Source organism: Phenylobacterium sp., assembly GCF_036501465.1.
Classification (GTDB): Bacteria; Pseudomonadota; Alphaproteobacteria; order Caulobacterales; family Caulobacteraceae; genus Phenylobacterium.
This window is the reverse complement of the sequence record NZ_DASYAF010000013.1, coordinates 1-25,844: the sequence shown is the minus strand read 5'-3', so window position 1 is coordinate 25,844 and position 25,844 is coordinate 1. Positions and strand designations below refer to the sequence as shown.

Here is a 25,844-nt window from a genome sequence, read left to right as displayed (position 1 = left end):
CGCGCTTGTCGTGCAGAACAGCCAGATCGCCACGGTGACCGACGCCGGCGGCGGCGCCCTGCGCATCGGCGGCGGGGCGGTGACCTTCGACGGCGCAACCCTGGTCTCCACCACCACCGGGAGCCTGGCGGGCGCCGATCTGACCGTGACTGCCACGGGGACGCTGACCCTGCTCAACACCTCGCGGCTGGGAGCCACCACCACGGGGGCGGGCGCGGGCGGCGACGTGATCCTGACCGCCCAGACCATCAGCGCCGACAATGGGTCCGCCTTCGTGCTGAACCAGGCCGACGGCCCGAGCGGGCGGCTGTCGCTCACTGCCGACGCCATCGCGCTCAGCGACAGCTTCACGGCCTCGTCCAACAGCAATGGCGCCGGCGCCGGCGGCGCCATCGCGATCACCGCGCGCAGCACGCTGTCCATGGACAACGCCTTCGCAGTGGCCGAGGCGCTGAGCAGCGGCCACGGCGGCGACCTGACCGTGACGGCGCCGGTGATGACGCTGAACGGCGCGCTGGCCACCACCGGCGGCCTGTCAAGCGGCAAGCCCGGGAACGTGCTGATCAGTGGCGGGACGATCAGCGCCACCAACGGCCTGCTGGGCTCGGCGCCGGGGGCCACCAACGACACGGGCAACCTCGACATCGAGGCCTCGACCAGCTTCACCGGCGCGGGGGTCAGCATGACCGCGGCCACCTTCAGCGCCGGCGCCGCGGGGACGATCACCATCGCCGCCCCGAAGATCTCCCTGCAGGGCGGTTTTATCGAGACGGACTCCTTCGGCGCGGGCGGCGTCGGAACCATCACCCTGCAGGGCGGCGATATCGCCCTGAGCGGGGCTCAGATCGAGGCCGAGGCGCGCGGAACGACCGCCAGCCAGCTGGGTCTCGTCCAGCTCAAGGCCACCGGCAATATCAACATCAGCCAAGGACTGATCGCCTCGGACGCGTTCAGCACCTCGTCCGGCGGCACGGTCTCGATCTCCGGCGCCAATATCACCCTGGACAACGCCAGGGTGGAATCCAACAGCGCGGGCCCGGGCAGCGGTGGCCAGTTGATCCTCAAGGCCTCCGGGACCCTGCATATCGGCGACGGGTCCACGGTCTCGTCCGACGCCCAGAGCACAGGCGACGCGGGCGACGTCACCCTGACCGGCCAGACGATCGCTATCGACAGCGACGCGGTCGTCTCCTCCGACACCCTGGCTTCGGGTCGCTCCGGGGCGGTGACGGTGGGGGCGACCACGCTCAACGTCAGCGCCGGCGCCATCAGCTCAAGCACCTTCGGCGACGGGCCGGCGGGCAACGTCAGCGTCACCGCCGACACGATCACGGTGGACCAGGGCGCGGCGATGGTGTCCGAAGCGCTGGACTTCTCCACCGGCCGCGCCGGGCAGGTCACGGTGAACGCCGGAACCCTGAAGGTCGCCACCGACGGCCTGATCTCCACCACCAGCGCGGGGGCCGGCGACGCCGGCGCGGTCACGATCAAGGCCACCAGCCTATCAGTGGACGGCGGGGAGATCAGCTCGGAGGCCGCGAACGGGTCAACCGGCGCGTCCGGCGCGCTCACCATTTCCGCCCCGACGATTTCTGTGACCGGTGGCGGGGTGATCTCGACGCTCTCGAACGACACCCGGCCGGCGGGGCAGATCACGGTCACGGCCGGCGACCTCACCGTCTCCGGAACGGGCTCGGCGATCTCCAGCGAGAACCAGGCGGGCAACCGCGCCTTCGGCAACCGTCGCGGCCAGGTGGGCGACGCGGGCGCGATCCAACTCACCGCCGATCGCATCACCGTGGCGGACGGTGGAGCGATCTCGACCAATTCCTTCGCCGGCGCCGCGGGCGAGATCGGCATCTCCATCCAGACACCCGGCGTCCTGGTGCTGCAGGGCGCGAGCGCGCCGGGAACGATCCAGACCTCCTCGGGACCCGGCACCGGCGGCAAGATCACCATCGACGAGCCGCTGGCGGTCGTCTCGAACGGCGGCTCGATCCTGGCGCTGGGCCAGCTCAACGGGGCCAACGTCGACATCGACAGCAAGTACTTCATCAATTCGACCGACCGGCTGAACACCATCGAGGTGGCCGGCGAGATCCACCTGCAGGCCGGGCTCTACGACGTCAGCAGCGGCACGATCTCGCGCGATGTCAGCGTGCTGGACGCCTCCAAGGTGCTGCGCGGCCAATGCCCGGCGGTCCGGGCGGCCGGGGCGGCGAGCCAGCTCGTCACCCGACCGGTGGGGCCCTATGTGCGCCAACCCGCGCCCGAGGCGGCAAAATCCGCCCCGCACGGCGCGGACAAGCCCGGCGCGCCCGGAGACTGCCGCTGAGCCGCCGCCTGCCAGTCCACGGCTTGCTGCTGCTGGCGCTGGCAGCCGCGCCGTCGGCGTTGCGCGCCCAGCCGGCGCGCGAGGCCCTGCCCGATCGCACCGGCCCCCAGGCGCCGCCGCAGCCCACGCCCGGCTTCGCCCAGCCGGCGGCCGGCCTCGCGGTCCCCGCTCCGCCCGCGGCGTCGATCGCCAGGCCACCAGGCGACGAGGGCGCGCCGATCGTCGAAGTACGCGTGACGGCGGACCGAGCGGGCAAACCCCGGCCGCCCAGGACCTGGACGCCATCGTCCGGCGCCGGGCTGCGCCTGGACCATCGCCGGGGCGAATTGTTGGACGCGGCCTGGGTCCGCCGCCAGTTCGCGCTGAATGGCCTTCCCGGCCAGGGCGGCGTCGCCCGGGCCCTGGCGCTGGTCCAGCTCATCAACCGCGCCTATCTGGCGGCGGGTTTCGTGAACTCGGGCCTGGTCGTCCGCGCGCAGCCGGCCCCCGGCGTGCTGGACCTGGGCTTGGTCTACGGCGGCCTGGCGCCGCCAGCGCCCGGCCAGCCCGCCATCAGCGTCGAGTGGGTCGGCGGGCGCGCCCGTGGGCTCGATGCAGGCTATGTGACGAGCCGCCTGCCCTCGACCGAGGCGCAGCCGCTAAGCGCCATCGACCTGGAGCACGACTTCCGCCTGCTGGCCGAAGACCCGGCGCTGCGCACCGTCAACGCCGAACTCAAACCTGGCGCGCGCGCCGGCGAGGCGAGCCTGGTGCTGAACGTCTATCCGCAGGATCGCTACGACCTCTATGTGACCGCCGCCAACGACCGTTCGCCCAGCGTCGGCGCCGATCGGCTGGCGGTGGGCGGCTCGGTGCGCAACGCGCTTGCGGCCGGCGACCTGGTCACGGGCGAGGCCGGCGTGACGGGGGGCCTGTTCGACGCGACCGTGAGCTACGCCGTCCCTGTGCTCGGGCCAGGGACCACGGCCTCGGTGCGCGCGGCCTATGACGACGCGGCAGTGTCCGACAGCCGCCTGAAGCCGCTCGACATCTCGGCGCGAGAGCGGATGGCCGAGGCGGGACTGACCCAGAAACTGGTCGACGACCCGCTGCTGCCGTCCGGCCAGGCCGGGCGCTGGTCCTCGGCGCAAAGCCTGTCGGTCGGCGCCTTCGTCGTGTGGCGCACCTCCACGGCTTATCTGTTCGGACAGCCCTTTTCCTTCGCCCCCGGCGCCGTGGACGGGCACGCGGAATACACCGCGCTGCGGCTGACCAGCGACTATGTGCGGCGCAACGTGAACCAGGCCTTCGCCGCCTCGCTCACCGTCACCTTCGGCCTGGACGGAACACGGGCCGACGTTCCCGGCGTGAGCGGCAATCCCCGGCCTGATTTCCACACGGTGCTGGGCCAGCTCAACTACGCGCGGCGCCTGACCGCCGAGGGGTTGGAGTTCCGTACGCGTATCCTGGGCCAGTGGAGCGATGGGGTGCTCTACGCCGGCGAACGGATCTCGGCCGGCGGGGAATATACGGTGCGCGGATATCGCGAGAACCTGCTGCTGGCCGACCGCGGGCTGATCGGCTCGCTGGAGCTGGCCCAGCCGGTGCATCTCGGCGAGCGCCGCAGGGGCGCGGGCGGCTTGGATTGGGGGGCATTCAGCGTCTCGGCTTTCGTCGATGGCGCGACCGTGCGCAACGCCAAGCCGCCGCAGCCGGTACCCGACATCTATAGCGCGGGGGTGTCGATCCTGTGGGCGCCGGCGGATTCACTGTCGGCCCGGCTTACCTTCGGCCAGCAGCTCAAGGCCGTGGACGCCCCCGGCAGCCGCGAGCTGCAGGATCGTGGCTTTCAGTTCCGGATCACCGCCCGGCCGCTGCGCTGGTTCTGATCTGATCGGACACAAGGCCCGAGGCCCGGCCTTGATCCGCGATGGTACCGCCTCCCCGGCTCGAACGGGGGACCTCTAGATCCACAATCTAGCGCTCTAACCAACTGAGCTAAGGCGGCGCATCGCGAGGGAGCGGTTCTAGTCGGGCGCCGGGCCGCGATCAAGTCACCGGACGATCCACCGCGAGCGTGGGCGCGGCAAAATCAATCGGTGAGCAGCGGGCGGCGGTAACGACGGCTGCCGGCCAGTTCGCGGCCGTCACGCAACCGCACCAGGAAGTCGCCCGTGGGTTTGGATTCGATGGCCGCGATCGCCTCGCGGCGCACGAGGCGCGAGCGGTGGACACGCACGAAGCCCGCCGTCTGCAGACGCCGCTCCATGTCGGCCAGGGAGGCCCGATGCAGCAGGCCGCCCCCGTCGCGGTGCAGCTCCACATAGTTCCCGGCCGCCTCGACCCAGACCACCTCCGACAGCGGCACGAAATGGCGCCGCGCCCCGTCGCGCACCTCGAGCACATCGGGCGGCGGCGTTGCCGCTGCGGGCCGGCGGCCGGCGAATTCGCGCCAGGTCACATAGGACGCCACGATGGCGGCGAAGCCGAAGAGGTCCTTGCGCGCCTCGTAGGGCCAGTCGCTCAGCGGCCAGAGCAGGCTGTAGTGGTCGCCGACGGCGCGGTAGATCGCCCAGCGCATGGCGCCGATCGCCACCACATGGATGAACGAGAAGCCAATCCCGGCGCCGGCCAGGACTGCGATCTTCCGCAGCCACGGCCCCCTGACCGGCCACGCGCGACGCGTCAGGGCCATGACCGCCGGCGCCAGGGCCATGACCACGACGCCGCTGGTCGCTTCCCAGACGGCGGGCTGCCAGACCGGCAGCGGATGGCCGTCGCGCCGACGCTCCTCCAGCTCGTTGAGGACGTTGAAGTAGAGGAAGATCGCCAGGACGACGAACAGCACCAGCAGGAAGGTCAGGTCTTCGCGCCGGTCCGGCCGGGGGCCATCCATCGTGGATGCGCTCCGGCCTTCAGCCTCGCCCGTTCCCGCCTTCGCTGATTGGGAATCCATCGGCCGCAGCATGTGTCGGCGGGCCTGACCGGGCAAGGAAAAGGCCCCGGAAGCTTTCGCTGCCGGGGCCTAGTCCTGTCGCAGTCGGTCCGGATCAGCCCTTAGGCAGGGCGAAACGGATCGGGATGTTGATCTGCCCGCCGTCGACCGGCGCGCCATCCTTGGTCTGCGGCTTCATCTTGAAGAGCTTCGACAGCTTCATGGCCGCGTCGCCGAAGCCAGCCGTTTCCGGCTCTTCCGATTCCACCTTGCAGGCGTTGAGGTTGCCGCGCGCGTCCACCGTGCAGTGGATCGTCGCCTTGCCCTCGAGGTTCATCCGCATCGCCCGGTCCGGATAGTATTTGGCGATGTCATCGCCGGAGGGCTTGTGGGCCCAGTCCGGGTTGGTGATCACCGACGGACGCGGCGGCTCAGGCGGCGGCGGAGCCGGCGGCTTGGGCTGCTCGATCCGGTGTTCCACCGGCGGAATAGGCAGCGGCGGGATCGTCGGCACGTCCGGCACAGCCACCGGCGGCCTCGGCTGCAGCTTTGGCGGCGGCGGCGGCGGCGTGTTCGGCGGCGGCGGCGGAGGCGGCGGCGGTGGCGGCGGAGGCGGCACGGGCTTCACCATGGCCACATCCGTCACGTCGTCCGAATACTCCTGGAAGCTCGGCTCGAACTTGCTCTTCCACAGATAGAGGGCGAGCAGACCGTGGGCGATCAGCGCGATGATCACGGTGATCACCAGGCCGCGTCGGTTCTTCGGCCGCGGATCGTCGAACGGGTTATGGCTGCCCGACAGCGGCGAAGTGGAGACGCCAGGCGATGAGGTATCGGTCATGCGCTGGGCCTCACTTGTTATTGTCTTCGCCGACCAGGGCCACGCTGTAGAACTGATTGTCCTGCAGCATGTTCATGACAGCCATGAAGTCACCGTAGGTGACGTCCTTGTCGCCACGAATGAAGATCCGCTCGTGCGTCGCATCCCGGTGGGTGCCGAGCTGCCTGCGCAGATCGTCACCCAAGGTCGAGAGGTCCGAGGGGAAGTCCTGGACGAAGATCCGGCCGTTGGACTGGATCGAGATGTAGACCGGCTTGGGCGGGTTCTGTCCCGGTTTCGCAACCGCCGGAGGAAGCGCCACCTTCACCGTGACGGCCGCCAGAGGGGCCGCCACCATGAAGATGATCAGAAGGACCAGCATGACGTCCACGAACGGCGTGACGTTGATCGTGCTGTTCGCTTCCTCTTCGTACTTTCCGCCCCCAGAGCCTGAAAGCTTGGCTCCCATGTGGCTTAGGCTCCTTTGTCGAGCTGCCGGGAGATCGCGTTCATCAGCTCAGCGACAAAACCTTCCGACCGGGCGCCGAACGCCGAAATCCGGGTTTGGAAGATGTTGTAGAAGATAACCGACGGAATTGCGGCGAACAGACCCAGGCCCGTGGCCAGCAGAGCCTCGGCGATGCCGGGCGCCACAACCGCGAGGTTGGTGGTGTTGGTGTTCGCGATCCCGATGAAGGAGTCCATGATCCCGTACACGGTGCCGAACAGACCGATGAACGGGCCGTTGGAACCGATCGAGGCCATGTAGGCCATGCCGCTCGAAAGGCGGCGGCTGAGGGACGCCTGAACGGCGGACACAGCGTGTTCGGCGCGGCTGAGCGTCGTTTCGCGGTGTTCGCCGGCGACCTGAAGGCCGGCCTGACGGGAGAGTTCGATCTCCTGGGCCGCCGCGGCCGCCATGTCGGCGATCGGGTTGCCGGAGAACTCGTCGGACACGGCCACGCGGCCCATGTCGCTGATCGACTTCGACGCCCGGAAGGCTTCCAGGAAGTTGTCGGTCGTGCGGTTCAGCGACCGGAACTCGAGGAACTTCAGGATCGCCAGAGCCCAGGTCAGCACCGAGCAGAGCATCAGGCCGACCATCACCACCTTCACGATCGGCTTGGCGTTCATGAACATGGTGCCGATGTTGAGCTTGCCACCGCCTTGCATCTGCGGGGGGGCTTCGGGCTGGGCCGCGGAGGCGTCAGCCGGCGCCGCGGCGGGAGCACCGGCGGCAGGAGCCGCAGCGGCCGGAGCCGCGGCGGGAGCGGGAGCAGCGCCCTGGGCGAATGCCGGGGCGGCCGCCATCAGCGCGACCGCGCCGATGAGAGCGATGAAAGGGGTCTTCAGTTTGTTGTCGAACATCTGTCGCCAGTTCCTGGTTGGTCTAGCACGATTGGCCGGGAGGGTCGTCGCGCGAGAGCGTCTCCACCCTAGTTGAAACAATCCCGACACTCAGAACCGATGGCTCGGTTCATTGCGTCAGGCCGCTGTCGCTGCGCCGCGACCCGTAACGCGTGCTCCCAACACAAGTGCAAGGGCAACGTTTCCAAGGCGCGAGGCGACCTCGTCCGCCCGAAGGCCTCAAAGGTCTTACCGCTATGTTAGACTTGCGGCTCGGGTCCTTTGGCAACCCCTTAATGAGGCGTCAAGAGGGCACACGATAACGGGGTCTTGCGAAACTTCGCAGGCGCCCTAAGGCGCATTGCACTGCACAAATCTTCATCGAAGGGGCGGCCGCTGGATTTCTACCATTACGGGAAATTAATGCTGCGGCGCGGCAAGTATTTCACATCTGTAATCGCGGAGATTTGCGCATGCGTCCAGCCGTCGCTGCACAAGATGTAACCGAACCCGGTTGCACCTATGGCTGCAATGGGCGGCTTTTACAACGTCAGGCTTCAGGATCGAAAGCCGCTGCGCGCGACGGGAGATGGGCGTGGTGCCTGGGGGCGGATTCGAACCACCGACACGCGGATTTTCAATCCGCTGCTCTACCAACTGAGCTACCCAGGCCTGGGCCGCCGCCGCGGGGAGGCGTGTCTATAGAAGAGGCTTTCCCGGAAGTCCAGCGAGGGCCTGATCAGCCATCTTCGTCGGTCCTGGCCGGGGTTTCGGCGCGGGTTTCCTCCGGGAATTCGCCCTCCGGGTCGTCGGGAACCGCATAGCTGTTGCTGAGCCATCGGTGTAGGTCGACGTCGGCGCAGCGCGCCGAACAGAAGGGCCGGAATTCGGATTTCGTGGACTGCCCGCAAATCGGGCATCTGACCTCGCTCATCGGGCCGGCCCCACCTCGAACCGCTCACGGGGCCGCGCGGCGTCCTCGGCGACGGTGAAGCGTGAACCCATCCGAGCGGAAAGGGTCGCGACCAACGGCGCCACGGCGCGGGCGACATCCGGCGCGCAGGTGGCGACCAGCCGACCGCCGGGGTCGGCCGCCGCCTCGGCTTCCAGCCGGCGGATCAGCCGCTGAGCCAGGGCGCGATCGCTGGGCGCGCCATCCTCGCGGCAGAGCAGTTCCATCAGCGGCCGCGATCGCCGGGGCAGTGAAAGCTCCATGGTCCCGAAACGCCCGACCGGGCCGATGGCGACCCCCGGATTGTCCGGACCGAAGGCGCTGCGCGCCGCGGCCATCAGCGCGTTGCCGTCGTGGCCGCGGCCCACGAGATCGATGACCACGATCCCGCCCAGCCCCTTCAGCCGCAGCACCCGCGCCGCTGTCGCCAGCGCCTCGATATTCGCTTGGCGCGTCACCCGTTTGGCGTCACCACCCTTTCGGTCCGAGAGGTCCACGTCTACGGCGGTGAGTGCGCGAGTGGGCTCCACAGCGATCAATCCGCCGCCCGGCAGCGGGTGCAACGGCTCCAACGCCTCGGCCTCGGCTTCATCGGCCACGTGCCGGGCGCCGGACCCATCCGCCAGGGCGCCGGGGGCGAAAGCCGCTAGCTCCGCGGCCAGGTCAGGCGCCGGCGCCAGGAGCCGCGGCTCGCCCTCTGCCGGACCGACCATCCTCGCCTGGGCCAGCTTGCCGCGCCGCGGTTCGCCGCGGATCTCGACTTCAATGGCGGCGCCGCGCACCGGCCGCGCGTCCGGCTTGAACGGCAGGATCGCCTCGACGCCGCCGCCAAGGTCGAGGAAGGCGGTCGCCAGGGCCGGTTCGAGGCTCGCCACCCGGGCCACCAGCCGCGCGCCCAGCCGCAGGCGTGGCTCATCGTCGTCGCGGCGGATCAACAGCCGCTCCGGCCGCCCATCGAGGGTGACCACGCCACGGGTTTCGCCGATCCCGCGGTCGAGGAAGGCGCGCCGCACGCTCATGGCCGGCGGTATCCCAGGCCCGCCAGAAGACCGGACGCCTCATAGAGTGGCAGGCCGACCACGCCGGAATAGGATCCCTGGAGTTCGATCACGAAACCGCCCGCCAAACCCTGGATGGCATAGCCGCCGGCCTTGCCGATCCCCTCCCCGGCCGCCAGGTAGCGGCCGATCTCGTCGTCCGTCAGCCGCTTGAATCGAACCTTGCTTTCCACCAGGCGCGACGCGCGCCGCCCGCTCGGAGCCATTGCGCAAACCCCGGTCAGCACCTTGTGGGCCCGTCCGGAGAGCAGGCGCAGGCATTGGGCGATTTCCTCGGCCGTCTCGGCCTTGGGCAACACGCGCCGGCCCACCGCGACCACCGTGTCGGCAGCCAGGACCAAGGCGTCCGCATGCCGCGCGGCGACGGCGGCGGCCTTGCCTTCCGCCAGGCGCAGGGCCAGCCGGCGCGGCGTTTCATCTCTCAACGGGGATTCGTCGACCTCGGCGGCGTCGACCGCGTCGGGCTCCAGACCGATCTGGCGCAGGAGGTCCAGCCTGCGCGGGCTTGCAGACGCCAGGACAAGGCGCAGCGGCGGATGCGGCGCCACGGCCGAAGCGTCTAGCGAACGCGGAAGGTGATGCGGCCCTTGGTCAGATCATAGGGCGTCATCTCGACGAGCACCTTGTCGCCGGCCGACACGCGGATGCGGTTCTTGCGCATCTTGCCGGCGGTATGGGCGATGATCTCGTGATCGTTCTCAAGCTTCACGCGAAACGTCGCGTTGGGCAGGACTTCGCTGACCGTGCCCGGAAATTCCAACAATTCTTCTTTCGCCATGCAGGCTCCAACCCGAGGATAAAATGACGGCCCGCGCCTTACATCAGGCCGCGAGCCGCGAATAGCGCTGAAAACTATAGCGCACGGTCCGGGGCGAGGTCGATGGGCGAGCGCGCCAGTCCGCCGAAACGCTCGGCGATCCGTCGGGCCAGCCCGTCGCGGACCTGCCGATAGGCGGCCAGCCGCGCCTCGCGCGAACCATCCGTGAGCGTCGGATCCTGCGTCGGCCAATATTCGATGTCGGCTGCGCGCCCGCGCGCGAGTTCGACGGCGCGGTGCTGCGCCTCCGGAGTCAACGACACCACCAGGTCGAAGGAAGAGTCTTCGAGGTCGGCGAAGATCTTGGGCCGGTGGCGGGAAAGGTCGCAGCCAAGTTCCGCCATCACTGTTTGGGCGAAGGGATCGACGCCAGCCTCGACGTCCTCATCGCGCACCTCGTCATGCACCATGGCCGGACGGCGCAGGCCGCAGCTGTCCACATAGACCCGGTCACCGATCAGCTGCTTTAGCAGCGCCTCGGCCATGGGCGAGCGGACCTGGTTGAAGTTGCAGGCGAACAGCACCGCCCCGGGCGGCGGTGGCAAGAGGTCGGTCGGCATCGCGCCTAGCCCCGCCAGTGCAGGGCGCAGATCAAGGTGAACAGTCGCCGCGCCGTGTCGATGTCGGTGTCGACCTTGCCGGCGAGCCGGGTGCGCAGCAGGTCCGAGGCTTCGTTGTGCAGACCGCGGCGGCCCATGTCCAAGGCCTCGATCTGCGCCGGCGTGGATGAGCGGATCGCCTGGTAGTAGCTGTCACAGATCAGGAAATAGTCCTTGATCAGGCTGCGGAACGGCGACAGCGACAGGATGTGGCGCCGCTCATAGGCCGGGCCGTGCACGTCGAAGATCAGCCGGTTCTCGATCAGGCCCATGCGCAGGTCATAGGGTCCCTTCTCGGCGCCTTCCGGATGAAAATGGTTCTCTTCCAAGAGGTCGAAGATGGCGATCTGCCGCTCCTGCTCCTGGTCGCGCGAGACGGCCGCGAGCGACTCTTCGTCGAGCTCGACGCTCTGCAAGCGGTGCATCTGGCGGTCGTCGTCGGCCATCGGCGTCTAGTAGGGCGTCCCAGGGCGTAAGCCATGCTTTATGGCATTCTACGGCTCCACGTCATCCCGCACCTGCGAACGGATCGTACGCAGATACGAAAAGACGCCCGGCGCGGGCTGCGCCGGGCGTCCGAAGATCGGGTGCGGAAGGGCTTCAGACCCGGCCACGCGCCTCGCGGAACGAGACCATGCGCCCGCTCGCCTCATCCCAAAGCGCCAAGCGCACGGCGCTGACCGCGTCGCGCAAGCTCAGGCGGCTCATGGCGCGCAGTTCGGGATGATCCTTCAGCACCTTGGGCAGGTGGTAGAAGGGAATCCGGCTCGAAAGGTGATGGACGTGATGGACGCCGATGTTGGCGGTCATCCAGCGCAGCGGTTGCGGCAGATGCAAGTGCGAGCTGCCGGCCAATGCCGCCTCGTCGCGATTCCAGGCGCCCTCCCGGGCCCAGGATGCCTCCTCGAACTGATGCTGCACGTAGAACAGCCAGACTCCGGCCGAACCGGCGAGCAGCATGGTCGCGATGTTGACGGTGAGCACCGGGCCCAGGCCGAACAGCCAGATCAGCGCGCTCAGGCCGACCAGGGCCGCCAGACTGTTGCCGATCACGCTGGCCCACGGCCGCCAGCCCTGGCGCATCATGCCGATCGGCAGCCGCTGACTGACAATGAAGACGTAGGCCGGACCTAGGCCGAACATCACCAGCGGATGGCGGTAGAGACGGTAGCCGAGCCGCTTCAGGGGCGGCAGCGCCTTGTATTCGTCGACGGTCAAGGTCTCGATCTCGCCAAGGCCGCTGCGGCGATCGAGATTGCCCGAGGTGGCGTGATGCAGGGCGTGAGCCTGACGCCAGTAGTGATAGGGCGTGACCGTGAATATCCCGACGATGCGGCCCACCCACTCGTTGGCCTGGCGGTTGCGGAAGAAGGCGCCGTGGCCGCAATCGTGCTGGATCAGGAACAGGCGCACGAGGAAAGCGGCCGAAGGAACCGTCAGCAGCAGCGCCGCCCACCAGAACCCATGCGCATAGAGCTGCCAGGCGACACCCCACAGCGCCAGCAACGGCGTCACCGTCACCGCGATCTCGAAGATGCTGCGGGCGGTATGTGGCTCCCGATAGGGGGCCAGGATTTTGAACCAGGCCTTGGCGGGGATCGGCTCGGCGGTCATGGAGGGGCTTTCGCAGGACGGGTCGGGCGTCGCGCTCGCTGCGCCCGAATTGGGTTGGGATTGCGGCGTGAGACTCAGCCCTGCCCCAGGCGAATCGCCGCAGACCGCGCGTGCGCCGGCAGGCCTTCCGCCTCCGCCAGCGTCACCGTCGCCGGCGCCAGGCGCGCGAATGCTTCTTCGTCGCATCTTACGATCGAGGTCCGTTTGAGGAAGTCATAGAGCGAGAGCCCTGAAGAGAAGCGCGCCGCCCGGCTGGTCGGCAGCACGTGGTTGGAGCCTGCTACATAATCACCAATCGCTTCCGGCGCGTGACGACCCAAGAACATTGCGCCAGCGTGTCGCACTCGGCTCGCCAGCGCCTCCGGGTCGGCCACGGCGAACTCCACGTGCTCCGGGGCGATCAGATCGATCAATTGCGGGGATTCGGAGAGCGGCGCGATCACTACCGCCCCATGATCGCGCCAAGAGGCGGCGGCGTCCTCGCCTGTGGTCAGCGTCTTGAGCTGGTCCTGCACGGCGGCTTCAACCTGGGCGGCGAACGCCTCGTCGTCGGTGATCAGGATGGCTTGGGCGGCGGGATCGTGCTCGGCCTGGGACAGCAGGTCAGCGGCGATCCAGTCTGGTTTGTTGCGGCCATCGGCCACCACCACGATCTCCGACGGTCCCGCCAGGGCGTCGATGCCGACCGCGCCATAGACCCGGCGCTTGGCGGCGGTCACATAGGCGTTGCCTGGGCCGACGATCTTGTCGACCGGCTTGATCGGCCCCGCGCCATAGGCGAGCGCCGCCACCGCCTGGGCGCCGCCCACGCGCCAGATCTCACTCACCCCTGCCGCCTTCGCCGCCGCCAGCACGGCCGGCTGCAGCCGGCCAGGCGGCGTGACCATGGCGATCCGCCCCACGCCCGCGGCGACGGCCGGGACAGCGTTCATCAATACGGTTGAGGGATAGGCGGCGCGGCCGCCCGGCACATAGACGCCCACGGCGTCGAGCGGCGTCCAGCGCCAGCCCAGCTCCACCCCCGCTTCGTCGGTGAAGCGCGCGTCAGCCGGTCGCTGGCGCAGGTGATAGCTCTTAATGCGTTCCGCTGCGAAGGCGATGGCCTCTCGCACGGCCTGCGGGCACGCCGCGGCGCCCGCCTCGATCTCCGCCGCGCTCACTCGCAGCGTCCGGGCGTCGAGTTCCACACGATCGAAGTCGCGCGCAAACCGCAACAGGGCGTCCAGTCCTTCCGCCCGCACCGCGGCGATGACATCGCGCACGACGGCGTCGACGTCCTCCGGAGTCTCGCGGCGCTCATCCACGAAGGCGGCGAAGGCAGTCTGGAAGCCGAGGTTGGTGAAACGGAAGCGGCGCATGGCGCGGCCTCTTTAGCCGCGCGTGTGCGCGAGCGCCATGCCGGCGGGTCAATCGGCGTGCTTGGGCGCTCGAGGCGTCGGCCAGGGCTGGGAGACGTCGGCCAGCACGGCATCGACGCATTCCACCTCGGCGCGCAGGTCGCCGCCGCCGGCGCAGCTGATCGTCACGACGCCGCCCGGGGCCTCGCCCGGTTCGAAAGTCAGCGCCAGAACCTCGACCACTGCATCCCTCGTCCCGCGGCGGATCTTGCGCGCCTGGACGTTCAGAACGCCGCCGAGCTGGAGGCCCGAGCGCACCCGCACCCCACTCCCGGCTTCCCAGCAATAGCGGTTGAGGGCGATGGTCAACCGCCGCGCCTTCGGCTCGAAGCTGATATCGCCCACCTTTGCGACAGCGTCCTGCATGGCGGCGGAAATCACCGCCAGATCGTCGGCGTCCTGAGCCAACAGGCGAAGGGGCGCGGTCCTGGCGGCCATGGGCCTAGTCCTCGTCATCCCCGTCGCCCTTGATCCGACGGATCTGGGCGCCGCAGGCCCCAAGCTTCTCTTCCAGCCGCTCGAACCCGCGGTCCAGATGATAAACGCGGTTGACCATCGTCTCGCCCCGCGCCGCGAGACCCGCAATGACCAGGCTCACCGAAGCCCGGAGGTCGGTGGCCATCACTGGGGCGCCTTCCAGCGACAACACGCCTCGCACGCGCGCCTCGCCGCCTTGCACCGCGATGTCCGCGCCCAGGCGCGACAGCTCCGGCGCATGCATGAAGCGGTTCTCGAAGATGGTCTCCTTGATGACGCTCTCGCCCTCGGCCAGGGTCATCAGGGCCATGAACTGGGCCTGCAGGTCGGTGGCGAAGCCCGGATACACGCCGGTCTCGACCTCCACGGCTTTCAACAGCGCGCCGTTGCGCCGCACCGTCAGGCCATCGTTGTGCGGCGTCACCTCGACGCCGGCCTCGGTCATCTTGTCGATCAGGGCCTGGATGAAGTCGCTGCGAGTGCGGGTCAGGCGCACTTCGCCGCCGGCCATCGCCGCGGCCACCGCATAGGTGCCGGTCTCGATCCGGTCAGGCATCACCGCGTGTGTCGCCCCGTGCAGGCGGCTCACGCCCTGGATGCGGATCGTCGAGGTCCCCGCTCCGCTCACCTGGGCCCCCATGGCGTTCAGGCAGTCGGCCAGATCGACCATTTCCGGCTCGCAGGCCGCGTTGGTGAGCACCGTCTCGCCCTGCGCCAGCACCGCGGCCAGCATGGTGTGCTCGGTCGCACCCACGGAGATCAGGGGAAAGTCGATCCGTGCGCCCTGCAGTCCGCGCGGCGCTTGGGCGTAGACATAGCCCTCGTGCAGGTCGATCCGCGCGCCCAGCGCCTCCAGCGCCTTCAGGTGAAGGTCGACCGGCCGCGCGCCGATCGAGCAGCCGCCCGGCATGGACACCTTCGCCTGCCCGGTTCGCGCCACCAGTGGGCCAAGCACGTTGAACGACGCCCGCATCTGGCGGACCAGATCGTAGGGCGCGATGGTGCTGACGATTTCGCGGGTGCGCAGCAGGGTCTCGGGGCCATCCTCGCCCACCGACTCCGTCACTTCGGTCCCCAGCCGTTGCAGCAGCTTGCCCAGGAAGCGCGTGTCGGCCAGCCGCGGCATGTTGGTCAGCCGCAGCGGCTCTTCGGTGAGCAGGCTCGCCGCCATCAGCTTGATGGCGGAATTCTTGGCGCCGCTGATCGGGATTTCCCCCTGCAGCCGCGCGCCGCCGGTGATGGCGATGCGGTCCAATCCCAGTCCTTCGAAACGGCCGCGCTTTTTGGGGAGTCGCGGAGGCGCCTGTGTGGCCTGTTATCTAGCGTGCCGCCCGGCGCGGCGCAAAGGGCCGCTCAATCGCCCACGTCCGTTTTCCCCTTCTCCTCAGATGCGGCCTTTGGCGCAGCCCCAGCCTTCCGTCGGCGGAGATTCGCCCGCAGGGCCTGGGCGAGCTTCGCCTCCCGCGCCGAAGCGGCGTCTTTCTGGGCCTTGTCGGGCGGGATCATGGCCAAGGGGTGCGGCGCTCGGTCCGCCCCGTCAACCCGCCGTCGCGCGGATTGGGGCTTCACGCGGCGCATGGTCTTGGCTATAGCCCCCGCCTCGCCATTCGCCGCGATAGCTCAGTGGTAGAGCGCATCCTTGGTAAGGCTGAGGTCCAGGGTTCGAATCCCTGCCCCGCTCGACACCGTGGTGGAGGTCATGTCGGACCTTTCGATCGACGTCCATTGGGCGGGCGGCGCGCCCAACCTCGCGCCGCTTGAGAGCGTCCGTCCGACCGAACCGGCTCCGATCCTGATCGGCGATCCGAACGGCGGCGTCGAGCTGAAACAGCTGCGTTGGGGCTTCGCCAACCCCGGCCGCGGCGGCCCGGTGATCAACTTCCGCTCCGACGGCCGCAAGTTCCCGACCGGGCGTTGCCTGGTGCTCGTGGATGGATTCTACGAATACACCGGCGAAAAGGCGCCGAAGTCCAAATGGCTGTTCACCGCAGCCAGCGGCTCGCCCTTCTTCTGCATCGCCGGCCTGGTGCGGGACGACCGTTTCACCATGCTGACCATGCCGCCAGGGCCCGACATGGCGCCCTATCACGACCGCCAGGTGGTGATCCTGCCCCGAAAGCTGTGGGGCGAATGGCTGGGGCCGTCGCCAGATGTTCCGATCCCGCCGCCCGCGCCGGCCGGCAGCCTGAAGGTCACTCAAGTCCGCTGAACGGCCTCGGCCTTACGGCAGGTCTTCCGCCAGGATGGCCATCTCGAACATGAACGAGCCGTCGCCGTCCTCGTCCTCGAACACCACGCCCACGAACTCCTCGCCGATGTAGACCTCGGCGGAGTCCTTCTGCTTGGGCCGCGGCGCCAGGGTGATGCGCGCATTGGCGAAGGTCCCCCGCAGATGGCCTTCGATCTTGCGGATCATCTTCTCGTCCAGCACGCCGTCGCTCCTTCAGTCCAGATCAGGCGGCGCGAACCTAGCCGGTCGCGGCGGTTCCGGAAACCGGGGAAAAGCCTAGATGACGTAGTTGTAGACGCTGTCGGCGAGCGTGTGGTCCATGCTCTTGGCCGGCTCGTCGCAGGTCGGGCAGTTGACCAGCCGCGCCGGCACGCCGGCGGCCGTGCAGCCGGCCGGCACCGGCTTCAGCACCACCGAGCCCGAGGCGATCTTGGCGTAGTCGCCGATCTCGATATTGCCCAGCACCTTGGCGCCCGCGCCCAGCAGCACGCCCTTGCCGATCTTCGGATGGCGGTCGCCGCGCTCCGCCCCCGTGCCGCCCAGGGTCACGCCCTGCAGCATGGAGACGTCGTCGCCGATCACCGCGGTCTCGCCGACCACGATGCCGGTGCCGTGGTCCACGAACACGCCACGGCCGATCCGGGTCGCCGGATGGATGTCCACCTGGAACAGCTCGCTCATCCGGCTCTGCAGATAGAGCGCCAGGGTCTCGCGGCCCTGGCCCCACAGCCAGTGGGCCACCCGCTGGGTCTGCAGGGCGGCGAAGCCCTTGAAGAACAGGAACGGCTGCACATAGCCCTTGCAGGCCGGGTCGCGCTCGAAGACCGCGCGCAGGTCGGCCTCGGCGGCCTCGGTCAGGTTCGGATCGGTGGCGTAGGCCTCTTCGGCGATCTCGCGGATGCTCATGGCCCGCAGCTCCTGGTCGCCCAGCTTGCGGGCGAGCTGGTAGGAGAGCGCGCCGCCCAGCGTCTTGTGGTTGAGGATCACCGCGGCCAGCAGGCTGGCCAGCGCCACCTCTTGCAGAGCGGCCGCCTCGGCCTGATTGCGCAGCGAGGCCCACACCGGCGGCGCATTGGCCGGGTCGACGACTTCGAGTCGTTGCTGGCTCATCAGTTCCTCCCGCCCCATCGGCATTCCCCTTATCCTAGCATGGCGCGCGCCAAGGCGCCCGGCAAAGACCCTTTGACCGCCATATGGTGGCCCCGAAGCAGCATCGCCACCGTCAGCATGTCGGGAAGATGCCCGGCCACCGCCGCCTCCAGCGCCTCGTGGAACGGCACGCGGACCAGGGCGATCGCCTCGGTCTCGTCGGCCGTGTGCTCGGCGCCGGCGACCGGCGACAGCCCGGTGGCCAGATAGCCAACCATTCGCTCGTCGGTGACCGAGTTGGAGAGCTGGGCCTGCAGAATTTCGCGCCATTCCGCCGCCATCAGGCCCGTCTCCTCCGCCAGCTCGCGCTTGGCGCCTTCCAGCGGGTCCTCGCCCATCGGCGCGCCGCCCTCCGGCAGCTCCCAGCTGTAGGCCATGAACGGGAAGCGGTGCTGGCCCACCAGGGTCACCGTTCCGTCGTCATGGATCGGCAGCACCGCCACCGCCAGGTTCTTGAACTTGACCATGCCATAGGGCGACGGCCGCCCGGTAGGCGCGATCGCCGTCTGTTCGGTCACGGTGATCCAGCCCGTCTCGAAGACCTGCCGCTCCATGCCTGGCGTCCAGGGCGGCCCGTGGGCCACGAGCCAGGCGGGTTTGTCGGTCATGGCGGAGGCCTCGCCTTGCGGTGCGCGCGGGCGCACCCTTAAAGGAGCCACCCTATCGCGATCTTAAGTCCGCCAGACCCCTAACCCCGGAAAGAGCGCTCTTGACCTTCGTCCTGCCACCCGCGCCCGAGTTCGGCGACCCCCTCGATCTCGAGCCTGCGCCGCAGGTGCTGGCCTTCCTCGCGCGCCGCCGCTCCGCCTCGGCGCTGACCCTGGCCGAGCCGGCGCCCGGCGAGGACGACCTGGCGACCCTGCTGCGCCTGGCGAGCCGGGTTCCCGACCACGGCAAGCTGGCGCCCTGGCGCTTCGTCGTGCTGCGCGGCATCGACAAGGCCGCCTTCGCTGCCGACCTCGAGGCGCTCGCCCTCTCGCGTGGCGACGCCAAGGCTGTGGCCAAGCTGGGCAAGCTCAAGGTTCCGCCGCTCTGCGTGGCGGTGATCTCCTCGCCCAAGCCCGGCGAGATCCCCGAGTGGGAGCAGCGCCTCTCCGCCGGCGCCGCCTGCACCACCCTGCTCTATGCGACCCTGGCCATGGGCTATGGCGCGAACTGGATCACCGACTGGTACGCCTACGACGCCGAAGCCAACGCCATCCTCGGCCTCTCCGGCGAGGAGAAGCTGGCCGGCTTCATCCTGATGGGAACCCCGCGCGAGGCGCCGCTGGAACGCGAGCGGCCGCAGCTCGCCGCCCTGGTCAGCCGCCAAGCCGCCGCGCGCTAAACACCCAAAATCGCTGGGAAATATGCCTTGAAAACACAACGGCCGGACGGCGCTAAGCGCCGTCCGGCCTGAGGTGACACGCCCGAGGAGAGTTGGGCCCGATCCTTATAGGCCCGCTTAACGGATTTGGGAAGCCGAAAGCGCCGTCCCGGCCAAGCAGCCGAGGCTTTTCCCCTCAGAGGAGAGTGCGTTCGGGGTCAGTCGTCGGGATTCGATATCTGGAGCCGCCCCACGACCTGAAAATTCCCGCCAAGCAGCTTGGCCATCGGTTGAAGTAATCGTAAGGCGGGTTCCAGGTCCTGGACGAGAAGCTTTCCTCGAAACCGATGTCATCCGCGCCCGCGATAGGGCGCGACGCCTTGGTCCGGCAGCCACAGGCCTTCCGGCGGCGAGCCGCTCTGCCAGAACACATCTATGGGAATGCCGCCGCGCGGGAACCAGTAGCCGCCGATCCTGAGCCACCTGGGCTCCGCCACCGCGACAATCTTGCGTCCGATCGCCACGGTGCAGTCCTCGTGGAACGCCCCATGGTTGCGGAACGCGCCGAGATAGAGCTTCAGCGACTTCGACTCGATCAGCCATTTCCCCGGTGCGTAGTCGATCACCAGGTGGGCGAAATCCGGCTGGCCGGTGACCGGGCAGAGCGCGGTGAACTCCGGCGCCGTGAACCGCGCCAGATAGAGAGTGTCGGCCTGCGGGTTCGGCGCGCGCTCCAGCACGGCCTCCTCGGGGCTCGCGAAACCCCGCGCCTCGCGGCCGAGCTGCGTCAGGTGGGTGTCGTCCATGCCGGCGGCTTTAGACCCCGCCTCGCGGGCCTGCAACCGAGACAGCCCGGCTGTCAGCCGCTATCACGGCCGCAGACAGAAGGAGCGCGACATGGCTGGGTCTCGGGCAGGGTTCTGCGAAGACTTCGTGGTGGTGGTCACCGGGGCGTCTACGGGCCTGGGCCGCGCCATCGCCGTCGAGACCGCGCGCCAGGGCGCCTCGGCCGTCGTCGTCAACTATGCCCGCAGCGCCGAAGACGCCCAGGAGACCGCCCGCCTGGTGGAGGACGAAGGCGCCAAGGCCCTGCTGGTCCAGGGCGACGTGGCCTCCGATGACGACTGCAGGAAGATCGCCGCCGCCGCACAGGCCTTCGGGCGCATCGACGCCCTGTTCAATAACGCCGGGACGACCCGTTTCGCGGCCCACGCCGATCTCGACGCCGTCTCCGCGCAGGACTTCCTCGACCTGTATGCGGTGAACGTCGTCGGGGCCTACCAGATGGTCCGCGCCTGCCGCGTCCTGCTCGAGGCCGCACCGCAGCCGGGCGCGGTGGTCAACACCGCCTCCATCGCCGGCGTCACCGGCATCGGCTCCTCGGTGCCCTACGCCGCCTCCAAGGGCGCACTCACCACCATGACCATGTCGCTGGCCCGCGCGCTCGCCCCGAAGATCCGGGTCAACGCCGTCTGCCCGGGCTTCATCGACACCCCATGGTTCGGCAAGGGCCTGCCCGAGGCCGCGGTCGAGCGCATCCGCGCCAACGCCGCCGCCAGCACCCCGCTGAAGGCCGCCTCGACCCCCGACGACATCGCCGTCTCGACGGTGTTCCTGGCCTCGCGCGCCTCGCGCCACGTCACCGGCGAGACCTTGTTGGTGGATGCGGGAACCCACCTCGGCTACGCCGCCCAGGTCGCCCGCTGAGGCGACCGCCTAGTCGCGCCAGTGGCGCGGCGGCCTTTACATCGCCCTGATATCCGCCGGCGCCCAAACGAATGGCGCCGCCGCTCCTGGCCGCCCAAAGTTTGGTCACGACCGGCAAGCACGGCCGTACCCGGTTTGCGAACATTGATCCGGCGGGTCGGCCCGCAAGGATGTCCGCGCACGGTCGGATCCAGCGCACTGGACAACGCGGGCCGGACACAAGGGGATAACAGATGAACGCGAAACGACTTGCCGCCCTCACCAGCGTGGCGTCACTGGCCCTGGCGGCTGCGGCGGGGGCCGCATGGGCGGACGATCAGCCGGCGGCCGGGGCCGCACCTGCCGCGGCGCCCGCGGGCCCGACCGCCCTCTCCTCGCCGTCCATGTCGGCCTCGTTGTCGAACAATAGCGATCCGCTGAACGCCGACCTGGGCCCGCTGGGCAAGATCTATGTCAGCGGCCAGGTCAGCGCCTTCGGCTCGGTGGAGACCGCCCACGGCGCGAACGACCAGCGCAAGGCCGACATCTCCAACCTGCAGGTGGAGGTCCAGAAGACCGACGGGGTGTTCCAGTTCTACGTCCAAGCCGGGGAATATGATCTGCCGTCCCTCGGCACGCCGGTTCTGAACGCGACGCGCTACACCGAATCCACTTTCCGCTATGTGCCGGTGGCCTATGTGAAGCTGGTCCCCAACGCCGACTTCAACATCCTGATCGGCGAGCTGCCGACCCTGATCGGGGCCGAGTACACCTTCAGCTTCCAGAACCTGAACATCAACCGCGGCCTGCTCTGGAACCAGGAGCCGGCGATCAGCCGTGGTGTCCAGGCGAACTACACCAAGGGCCCGCTGGCGATCTCCGTCTCGCTGAACGACGGCTACTTCTCCGATCACTACAGCACCCTTTCGGGCCTGGTGACCTACACCGCCACCATGAAGGACACGATCGCGGTCGCCGCCTCGGGCAACCTCGACAAGACTTCGCGGTCGAGCTTCGTGACGCCGGTGGCCCAAAACAACGGCACGATCTGGAACCTGCTGTGGACCCACACCGACGGGCCGTGGGTGATCAACCCCTACCTGCAGTACTCCACCACGCCCAAGGAAACGTCCCTCGGCCTGCCCAGCTCGGCCTCGACCTTTGGCGCCGCGGTGCTGGGCAAGTACGCGTTCAATTCGATGTTCAACCTCGCCGCCCGGGCCGAGTACATCTCGTCCTCCGGCTCGCAGGTCAGCCTGCTTTACGGCCCCAAGAGCAACGCCTGGTCGTTCACGCTCACGCCGACCGTGCAGTTCAAGACCTTCTTCGTTCGCGCCGAGCTGGCCTATGTGAAGGTCGACAAGGGAACCAAGGGCTTCGAGTTCGGGGCTTTCGCCGACAAGGACGAGCAGTCCCGCGCCATGATCGAAACCGGAGTGCTGTTCTAGCGGACCGGGCCGGTTCCATCCGGGAAGCCGTCGTCCTCCGAAAGCCGGGGCGGCGGCTTTTCCGTTGCGTAAAGAATCCTGCGTTCCTATGGTCCGCCCGCCTTAGTACGCGCTCAAAATGTGCGCGCCCTGCAACATAACGCGCGGGAAAGACTGATCCCGTCAGTTTCGATGGACGGTCGAACCCTCGGGTCTATGGTTACGATTCGCAGAGCCAACGGAGCGCGACGCATGGAGCGGATGGCTTTCCGAGCCCAGACCATCGTTGCGGACGTGATCCTGGCGGCCATCGCCTTCGCCTGCGCCTATTCCGTCGCCTCCTCCGCCATGCCGTCGCTGGACGTCGTCACCAGCCTGCCGTCGCTGAACCTGTCGCAGTTCATCGTGCTCTACGCCGCGCTGGCCGGCGGCTTCTCAATGCTGTTCCGGCGTGAGCTGTCGCCCTGGCGCTACGCCTCGATCCCGGACGCCCTGGTGCTGGCGCGGGTCGCGGTGCTCACCGTCGGCGTGTTCCTGATCTGGGTGTTCATCATCGACCGCGGCCGCGGCCTGCCGCGCTCGACCCTGTTCCTGGCCCCGCTGTTCCAGATGGTGGGCTCCATGGGCGTGCGGATCCTCAGGCGAGCCCTGCATGAGCGGGCGCTGGACAGCTTCTCGCCGGTGAAGGCCAACAGCGATCGCGCCGCCCAGGCGCCGTCCCTGCTGCTGATCGGGCCGCCGGCCTATGCCGACAGCTATCTGCGCGACATCGCCCGCAGCCACGACCGCAGCCACACGCCGGTGGGCATCGTCAGCCCGGACTCCCGCGACGTCGGCCAGCAGGTGCGCGGCGTCTGCGTCATCGAGAGCCTGGACAACCTGGACGAGGCCTTGGCCGACCTGCGCCGCTGGAACCGCTATCCGCGCGCCATCCTGTTCCTGGAAGAGCCTGGGCGGCTGCGCGGGCTCACCGCCGACCAGCTGGGCCGCCTGAAGACCGACGGCATCCGCCTGCTGCGCATGCCGTCCATCGTGGAACTGGCGCAGCACGACGGCGTCACCTTGCTGCCGATCCGCGACATCAACATCGAGGAGCTTCTGCCCCGCGAACCCATTGAGCTGGATCGCCAGGCGGTGGGCGACCTGATCCGCGGCCGGCGCGTGCTGGTCACCGGCGCCGGCGGCTCCATCGGCTCGGAGCTGTGCCGCCAGGTCGCCGCCTTCCAGTGCGCGCGACTGACCCTGGTGGACTATTCCGAGGCCGCCCTCTTCCAGATCAGCCGCGAGATGGCCGAGGACTTCCCGCAGGCGCCGACCCACGCGGTGCTCTGCGACGTGCGCAACGCCAGGCGCCTCAACGCCATCTTCCACGAGGAGGCGCCGGACCTCGTCTTCCACGCCGCGGCGCTGAAGCATGTGCCGCTGGTGGAGAACCATCCCTGCGAGGGCGTGCTGACCAACATCATCGGCACCTGGAACGTGGCCGAGGCCTCCAAGAGCTGCCACGCCGACCAGATGGTGCTGATCTCCACCGACAAGGCGGTGGACCCGACCAACGTGATGGGCGCCACCAAGCGCCTGGCCGAGACGCTGATCCAGTCGGAACAGACCCTGGGCGCGGGCACGCGCTTCTCGGTGGTCCGCTTCGGCAATGTGCTGGGCTCGGCCGGTTCGGTGGTGCCGATCTTCACCTCCCAGATCGAGCGCGGCGGCCCGGTCACCGTGACCGACCCGGACATGGAACGGTTCTTCATGACCATTCCGGAAGCCGCCCAGCTGGTGCTGCACGCCACGGCCACCTGCGCCGACGGCCAGGGCCGCGACGCACGCCTGTTCGTGCTGGAGATGGGCGCGCCGGTCCGCATCATGGACCTCGCCCGCCAGATGATCGCGCTTTCCGGCCACCGCGACATCGAGATCAAGATCACCGGCCTGCGCCCCGGCGAGAAGCTGACCGAGGCGCTGCTGGACGACATGGAGCGTTCGCTGCCCGCCGCGCCCAACGTCATGGAGGTGGTGTCGGACTCGGCCCTGCGCCTGACGTCGGAGCATCTGGACCATCTCGAGGTGCTCGCCAGCGCCGGCGAGGACGCCGAACTGCGCCGCGCCCTGTTCGATCTGGTGGCTCAGATCCGCGGCGAACAGCGCACCGCCGGTACTCCGAACCTGCGGGTCGTCGCCGCCGGCTGACGCCGCCAAGGGCCGCCTGAATCAGAAGGGCCGCGGTGATCCCGCGGCCCTTTGTGTTTTCGACGGGTTTGGTTTGGGCCTATTCGGCCGCCACCATCGCCGCGCCCTGCTTGGCGTTGGCCAGACGCTCGGTCAGCGCTTCGAGCTCAGCCCACAGGGCCTTGGGCAGGTTGTCGCCGAAGCGCTCGTAGAAGGTTGGCGTGAGGGCCGCTTCCTTCTTCCAGATCTCCACATCGCAGGTCAGCAGCAGGTCGAGCTGCGCCTGGGTCAGGTTGAGGCCGTTGACGTCCAGGCTGCCCGGCGCGGGCAGGCGGCCGATCGGCGTGTCGAGGGCCTCGGCGCGGCCTTCCAGCCGGTCGACGATCCACTTCAGGACGCGGCTGTTTTCGCCATAACCCGGCCAGACGAACTTGCCGCGCTCGTCCTTGCGGAACCAGTTGACGAAGTAGATGCGCGGCAGCTTGGCCGGGTCCTTCGCCGTGGCGCCCATCTCCAGCCAGTGGCCGAAATAGTCGCCCATGTTGTAGCCGCAGAAGGGCAGCATCGCGAACGGGTCGCGGCGCAGCTCGCCGATGGCGTTCTCCGCCGCCGCCGTGCCTTCGGAGGCCACGTTGGAGGCCATGAAGACGCCGTGCGCCCAGTCGCGGGCCTCGTTGACCAGCGGCACCGCGCTGGCGCGGCGGCCGCCGAACAGGATGGCCGAGATCGGCACGCCGGCCGGGTCTTCCCATTCCGGCGCGATCACCGGGGTCTGCGAGGCCGGCACGGTGAAGCGGGCGTTCGGGTGGGCGGCGGGCTCAAGGCTTTCCGGCGTCCAGTCATTGCCGCGCCAGTCGATCAGGTGCGCCGGCGCCTCGTCGGTCAGGCCTTCCCACCAGACGTCGCCGTCGTCGGTCAGGGCGACGTTGGTGAAGATGCAGTTGCCGTGCAGGGCGGCGATGGCGTTCTTGTTGGTGGTCTGGCCGGTGCCCGGCGCCACGCCGAAGAAGCCGGCTTCCGGGTTCACCGCATAAAGCCGGCCGTCGTCGCCGAAGCGCATCCAGCAGATGTCGTCGCCGATGGTCTCGGCCCTCCAACCGCTGAGCGTCGGCTGCAGCATGGCCATGTTGGTCTTGCCGCAGGCGCTCGGGAAGGCGGCGGTCACATAGCGCACCTCACCGGCCGGCGAGGTCAGCTTCAGCACCAGCATGTGCTCGGCGAACCAGCCTTCGTCGCGGGCCATCACCGAGGCGATGCGCAGCGCGAAGCACTTCTTGCCCAAGAGCGCATTGCCGCCGTAGCCCGAGCCGTAGGACCAGATCTCCCGGCTCTTCGGGAAGTGGACGATGTACTTGATCTCGTTGCAGGGCCACGGAACGTCCTTGGCTCCATCGACCAGGGGCATGCCCACCGAGTGCACGGCCGGCACAAAAAAGCCGTCCTCGCCGAGCTGGTCGAGGGCGGCCTTGCCCATCCGCGTCATGATCCGCATGGATACGGCTACATAGGCCGAGTCACTGATCTCCACGCCGATGGCGCTGATCTTC

26 protein-coding genes and 3 tRNA genes are annotated in these 25,844 nt (G+C 68.8%); 8 read left to right on the top strand and 21 right to left on the bottom strand.

All coding sequences use genetic code 11. The features are described from left to right. A partial coding sequence (locus VGL85_RS01505; protein WP_331585269.1) for a hypothetical protein occupies window positions 1-2,335 on the top strand: 2,335 nt, incomplete at its 5' end. Window positions 2,336-2,358: 23 nt separating this feature from the next. Next, the gene (locus VGL85_RS01500; RefSeq protein ID WP_331585267.1) at window positions 2,359-4,203 is read left to right on the top strand and encodes a ShlB/FhaC/HecB family hemolysin secretion/activation protein; all 1,845 of its coding nucleotides are present in this window, start codon (window positions 2,359-2,361) and stop codon (window positions 4,201-4,203) included. 42 nt (window positions 4,204-4,245) lie between these two features. Here VGL85_RS01500 and VGL85_RS01495 read toward each other — a convergent pair. The 16 genes from VGL85_RS01495 to murA form a co-directional block, all read right to left on the bottom strand. Continuing rightward, window positions 4,246-4,322 (bottom strand) — tRNA-His (locus tag VGL85_RS01495). Between the two features lie 84 nt (window positions 4,323-4,406). Beyond that, a complete protein-coding gene (locus VGL85_RS01490) occupies window positions 4,407-5,210 on the bottom strand; it encodes a LytTR family DNA-binding domain-containing protein (protein WP_331585264.1) in 804 nt (267 codons plus the stop codon). Window positions 5,211-5,364: 154 nt separating this feature from the next. Next, window positions 5,365-6,090 (bottom strand): energy transducer TonB, encoded by a 726-nt coding sequence (locus VGL85_RS01485; protein ID WP_331585262.1) that lies wholly within the window; start codon window positions 6,088-6,090, stop codon window positions 5,365-5,367. A 10-nt stretch (window positions 6,091-6,100) separates the two neighbouring features. Beyond that, complete coding sequence (locus VGL85_RS01480) at window positions 6,101-6,538, bottom strand: biopolymer transporter ExbD (protein ID WP_331585260.1); 438 nt, start codon at window positions 6,536-6,538, stop codon at window positions 6,101-6,103. Between the two features lie 5 nt (window positions 6,539-6,543). Continuing rightward, window positions 6,544-7,437: a MotA/TolQ/ExbB proton channel family protein gene (locus VGL85_RS01475; protein ID WP_331585258.1), complete on the bottom strand. Its 894-nt coding sequence runs from the start codon at window positions 7,435-7,437 to the stop codon at window positions 6,544-6,546. Window positions 7,438-8,012: 575 nt separating this feature from the next. After that, window positions 8,013-8,088 (bottom strand) — tRNA-Phe (locus VGL85_RS01470). 67 nt (window positions 8,089-8,155) lie between these two features. Next, window positions 8,156-8,350, bottom strand: a complete 195-nt coding sequence (locus VGL85_RS01465) for a DNA gyrase inhibitor YacG (RefSeq protein ID WP_331585256.1) — start codon at window positions 8,348-8,350, stop codon at window positions 8,156-8,158. Further along, window positions 8,347-9,387 carry a ribonuclease E/G gene (locus VGL85_RS01460; RefSeq protein WP_331585254.1) on the bottom strand — a complete coding sequence of 347 codons (1,041 nt, stop codon included), beginning with the start codon at window positions 9,385-9,387 and terminating at the stop codon, window positions 8,347-8,349. The genes VGL85_RS01465 and VGL85_RS01460 overlap by 4 nt, the downstream gene beginning before the upstream one ends. Continuing rightward, complete coding sequence (locus VGL85_RS01455; protein WP_331585252.1) at window positions 9,384-9,974, bottom strand: Maf family protein; 591 nt, start codon at window positions 9,972-9,974, stop codon at window positions 9,384-9,386. The genes VGL85_RS01460 and VGL85_RS01455 overlap by 4 nt, the downstream gene beginning before the upstream one ends. An 11-nt stretch (window positions 9,975-9,985) precedes the next feature. Next, the gene (infA, locus tag VGL85_RS01450; protein ID WP_111458197.1) at window positions 9,986-10,204 is read right to left on the bottom strand and encodes a translation initiation factor IF-1; all 219 of its coding nucleotides are present in this window, start codon (window positions 10,202-10,204) and stop codon (window positions 9,986-9,988) included. A gap of 74 nt (window positions 10,205-10,278) precedes the next feature. Then, window positions 10,279-10,803, bottom strand: coding sequence for a low molecular weight phosphatase family protein (locus VGL85_RS01445; protein ID WP_331585248.1), 525 nt, complete (start codon window positions 10,801-10,803; stop codon window positions 10,279-10,281). Window positions 10,804-10,808: 5 nt separating this feature from the next. Then, window positions 10,809-11,288 carry a UPF0262 family protein gene (locus tag VGL85_RS01440; RefSeq protein ID WP_331585246.1) on the bottom strand — a complete coding sequence of 160 codons (480 nt, stop codon included), beginning with the start codon at window positions 11,286-11,288 and terminating at the stop codon, window positions 10,809-10,811. A 154-nt stretch (window positions 11,289-11,442) separates the two neighbouring features. Continuing rightward, entirely contained in the window at window positions 11,443-12,456 is a 1,014-nt protein-coding gene (locus tag VGL85_RS01435) for a fatty acid desaturase (protein WP_331585244.1), read from the bottom strand. 74 nt (window positions 12,457-12,530) lie between these two features. Continuing rightward, on the bottom strand, window positions 12,531-13,814 hold the full coding sequence (hisD, locus tag VGL85_RS01430; protein WP_331585242.1) for a histidinol dehydrogenase: 1,284 nt from the start codon (window positions 13,812-13,814) through the stop codon (window positions 12,531-12,533). A gap of 48 nt (window positions 13,815-13,862) precedes the next feature. Continuing rightward, window positions 13,863-14,291, bottom strand: coding sequence for a DUF2948 family protein (locus VGL85_RS01425; RefSeq protein WP_331585240.1), 429 nt, complete (start codon window positions 14,289-14,291; stop codon window positions 13,863-13,865). Window positions 14,292-14,295: 4 nt separating this feature from the next. Further along, on the bottom strand, window positions 14,296-15,585 hold the full coding sequence (gene murA / locus VGL85_RS01420; RefSeq protein ID WP_331585238.1) for a UDP-N-acetylglucosamine 1-carboxyvinyltransferase: 1,290 nt from the start codon (window positions 15,583-15,585) through the stop codon (window positions 14,296-14,298). 359 nt (window positions 15,586-15,944) lie between these two features. On the opposite strand from murA, the gene VGL85_RS01415 reads away from it, so the two are divergent. Beyond that, window positions 15,945-16,010: transfer RNA gene (locus VGL85_RS01415), tRNA-Thr, on the top strand. 19 nt (window positions 16,011-16,029) lie between these two features. After that, window positions 16,030-16,539, top strand: coding sequence for an SOS response-associated peptidase family protein (locus VGL85_RS01410; protein ID WP_331585236.1), 510 nt, complete (start codon window positions 16,030-16,032; stop codon window positions 16,537-16,539). A gap of 12 nt (window positions 16,540-16,551) precedes the next feature. Here the strand turns inward: VGL85_RS01410 and VGL85_RS01405 are convergent, their stop codons facing one another. From VGL85_RS01405 to VGL85_RS01395, 3 genes are all read right to left on the bottom strand, one after another. After that, the gene (locus tag VGL85_RS01405; protein ID WP_331585271.1) at window positions 16,552-16,758 is read right to left on the bottom strand and encodes a DUF3126 family protein; all 207 of its coding nucleotides are present in this window, start codon (window positions 16,756-16,758) and stop codon (window positions 16,552-16,554) included. 78 nt (window positions 16,759-16,836) lie between these two features. Continuing rightward, on the bottom strand, window positions 16,837-17,670 hold the full coding sequence (gene cysE / locus VGL85_RS01400) for a serine O-acetyltransferase (protein WP_331585234.1): 834 nt from the start codon (window positions 17,668-17,670) through the stop codon (window positions 16,837-16,839). Between the two features lie 29 nt (window positions 17,671-17,699). Next, window positions 17,700-18,317 carry an NUDIX hydrolase gene (locus VGL85_RS01395; RefSeq protein WP_331585232.1) on the bottom strand — a complete coding sequence of 206 codons (618 nt, stop codon included), beginning with the start codon at window positions 18,315-18,317 and terminating at the stop codon, window positions 17,700-17,702. A gap of 101 nt (window positions 18,318-18,418) precedes the next feature. On the opposite strand from VGL85_RS01395, the gene VGL85_RS01390 reads away from it, so the two are divergent. Beyond that, window positions 18,419-19,036, top strand: coding sequence for a nitroreductase (locus VGL85_RS01390; RefSeq protein WP_331585230.1), 618 nt, complete (start codon window positions 18,419-18,421; stop codon window positions 19,034-19,036). 329 nt (window positions 19,037-19,365) lie between these two features. Here the strand turns inward: VGL85_RS01390 and queF are convergent, their stop codons facing one another. After that, window positions 19,366-19,821 carry a preQ(1) synthase gene (gene queF / locus VGL85_RS01385; RefSeq protein ID WP_331585228.1) on the bottom strand — a complete coding sequence of 152 codons (456 nt, stop codon included), beginning with the start codon at window positions 19,819-19,821 and terminating at the stop codon, window positions 19,366-19,368. A 91-nt stretch (window positions 19,822-19,912) separates the two neighbouring features. Between queF and VGL85_RS01380 the strand changes: the two genes are divergently transcribed. The 3 genes from VGL85_RS01380 to VGL85_RS01370 all read left to right on the top strand — a co-directional run bounded on the left by VGL85_RS01380 (window position 19,913) and on the right by VGL85_RS01370 (window position 24,318). Further along, entirely contained in the window at window positions 19,913-20,722 is an 810-nt protein-coding gene (locus VGL85_RS01380) for an SDR family NAD(P)-dependent oxidoreductase (protein WP_331585225.1), read from the top strand. Between the two features lie 233 nt (window positions 20,723-20,955). Beyond that, window positions 20,956-22,149 (top strand): outer membrane beta-barrel protein, encoded by a 1,194-nt coding sequence (locus tag VGL85_RS01375; protein ID WP_331585223.1) that lies wholly within the window; start codon window positions 20,956-20,958, stop codon window positions 22,147-22,149. Window positions 22,150-22,389: 240 nt separating this feature from the next. Continuing rightward, entirely contained in the window at window positions 22,390-24,318 is a 1,929-nt protein-coding gene (locus VGL85_RS01370) for a nucleoside-diphosphate sugar epimerase/dehydratase (protein ID WP_331585221.1), read from the top strand. A 79-nt stretch (window positions 24,319-24,397) separates the two neighbouring features. On the opposite strand, the gene VGL85_RS01365 is transcribed toward VGL85_RS01370, so the two are convergent. Continuing rightward, a partial coding sequence (locus tag VGL85_RS01365) for a phosphoenolpyruvate carboxykinase (GTP) (RefSeq protein WP_331585219.1) occupies window positions 24,398-25,844 on the bottom strand: 1,447 nt, incomplete at its 5' end.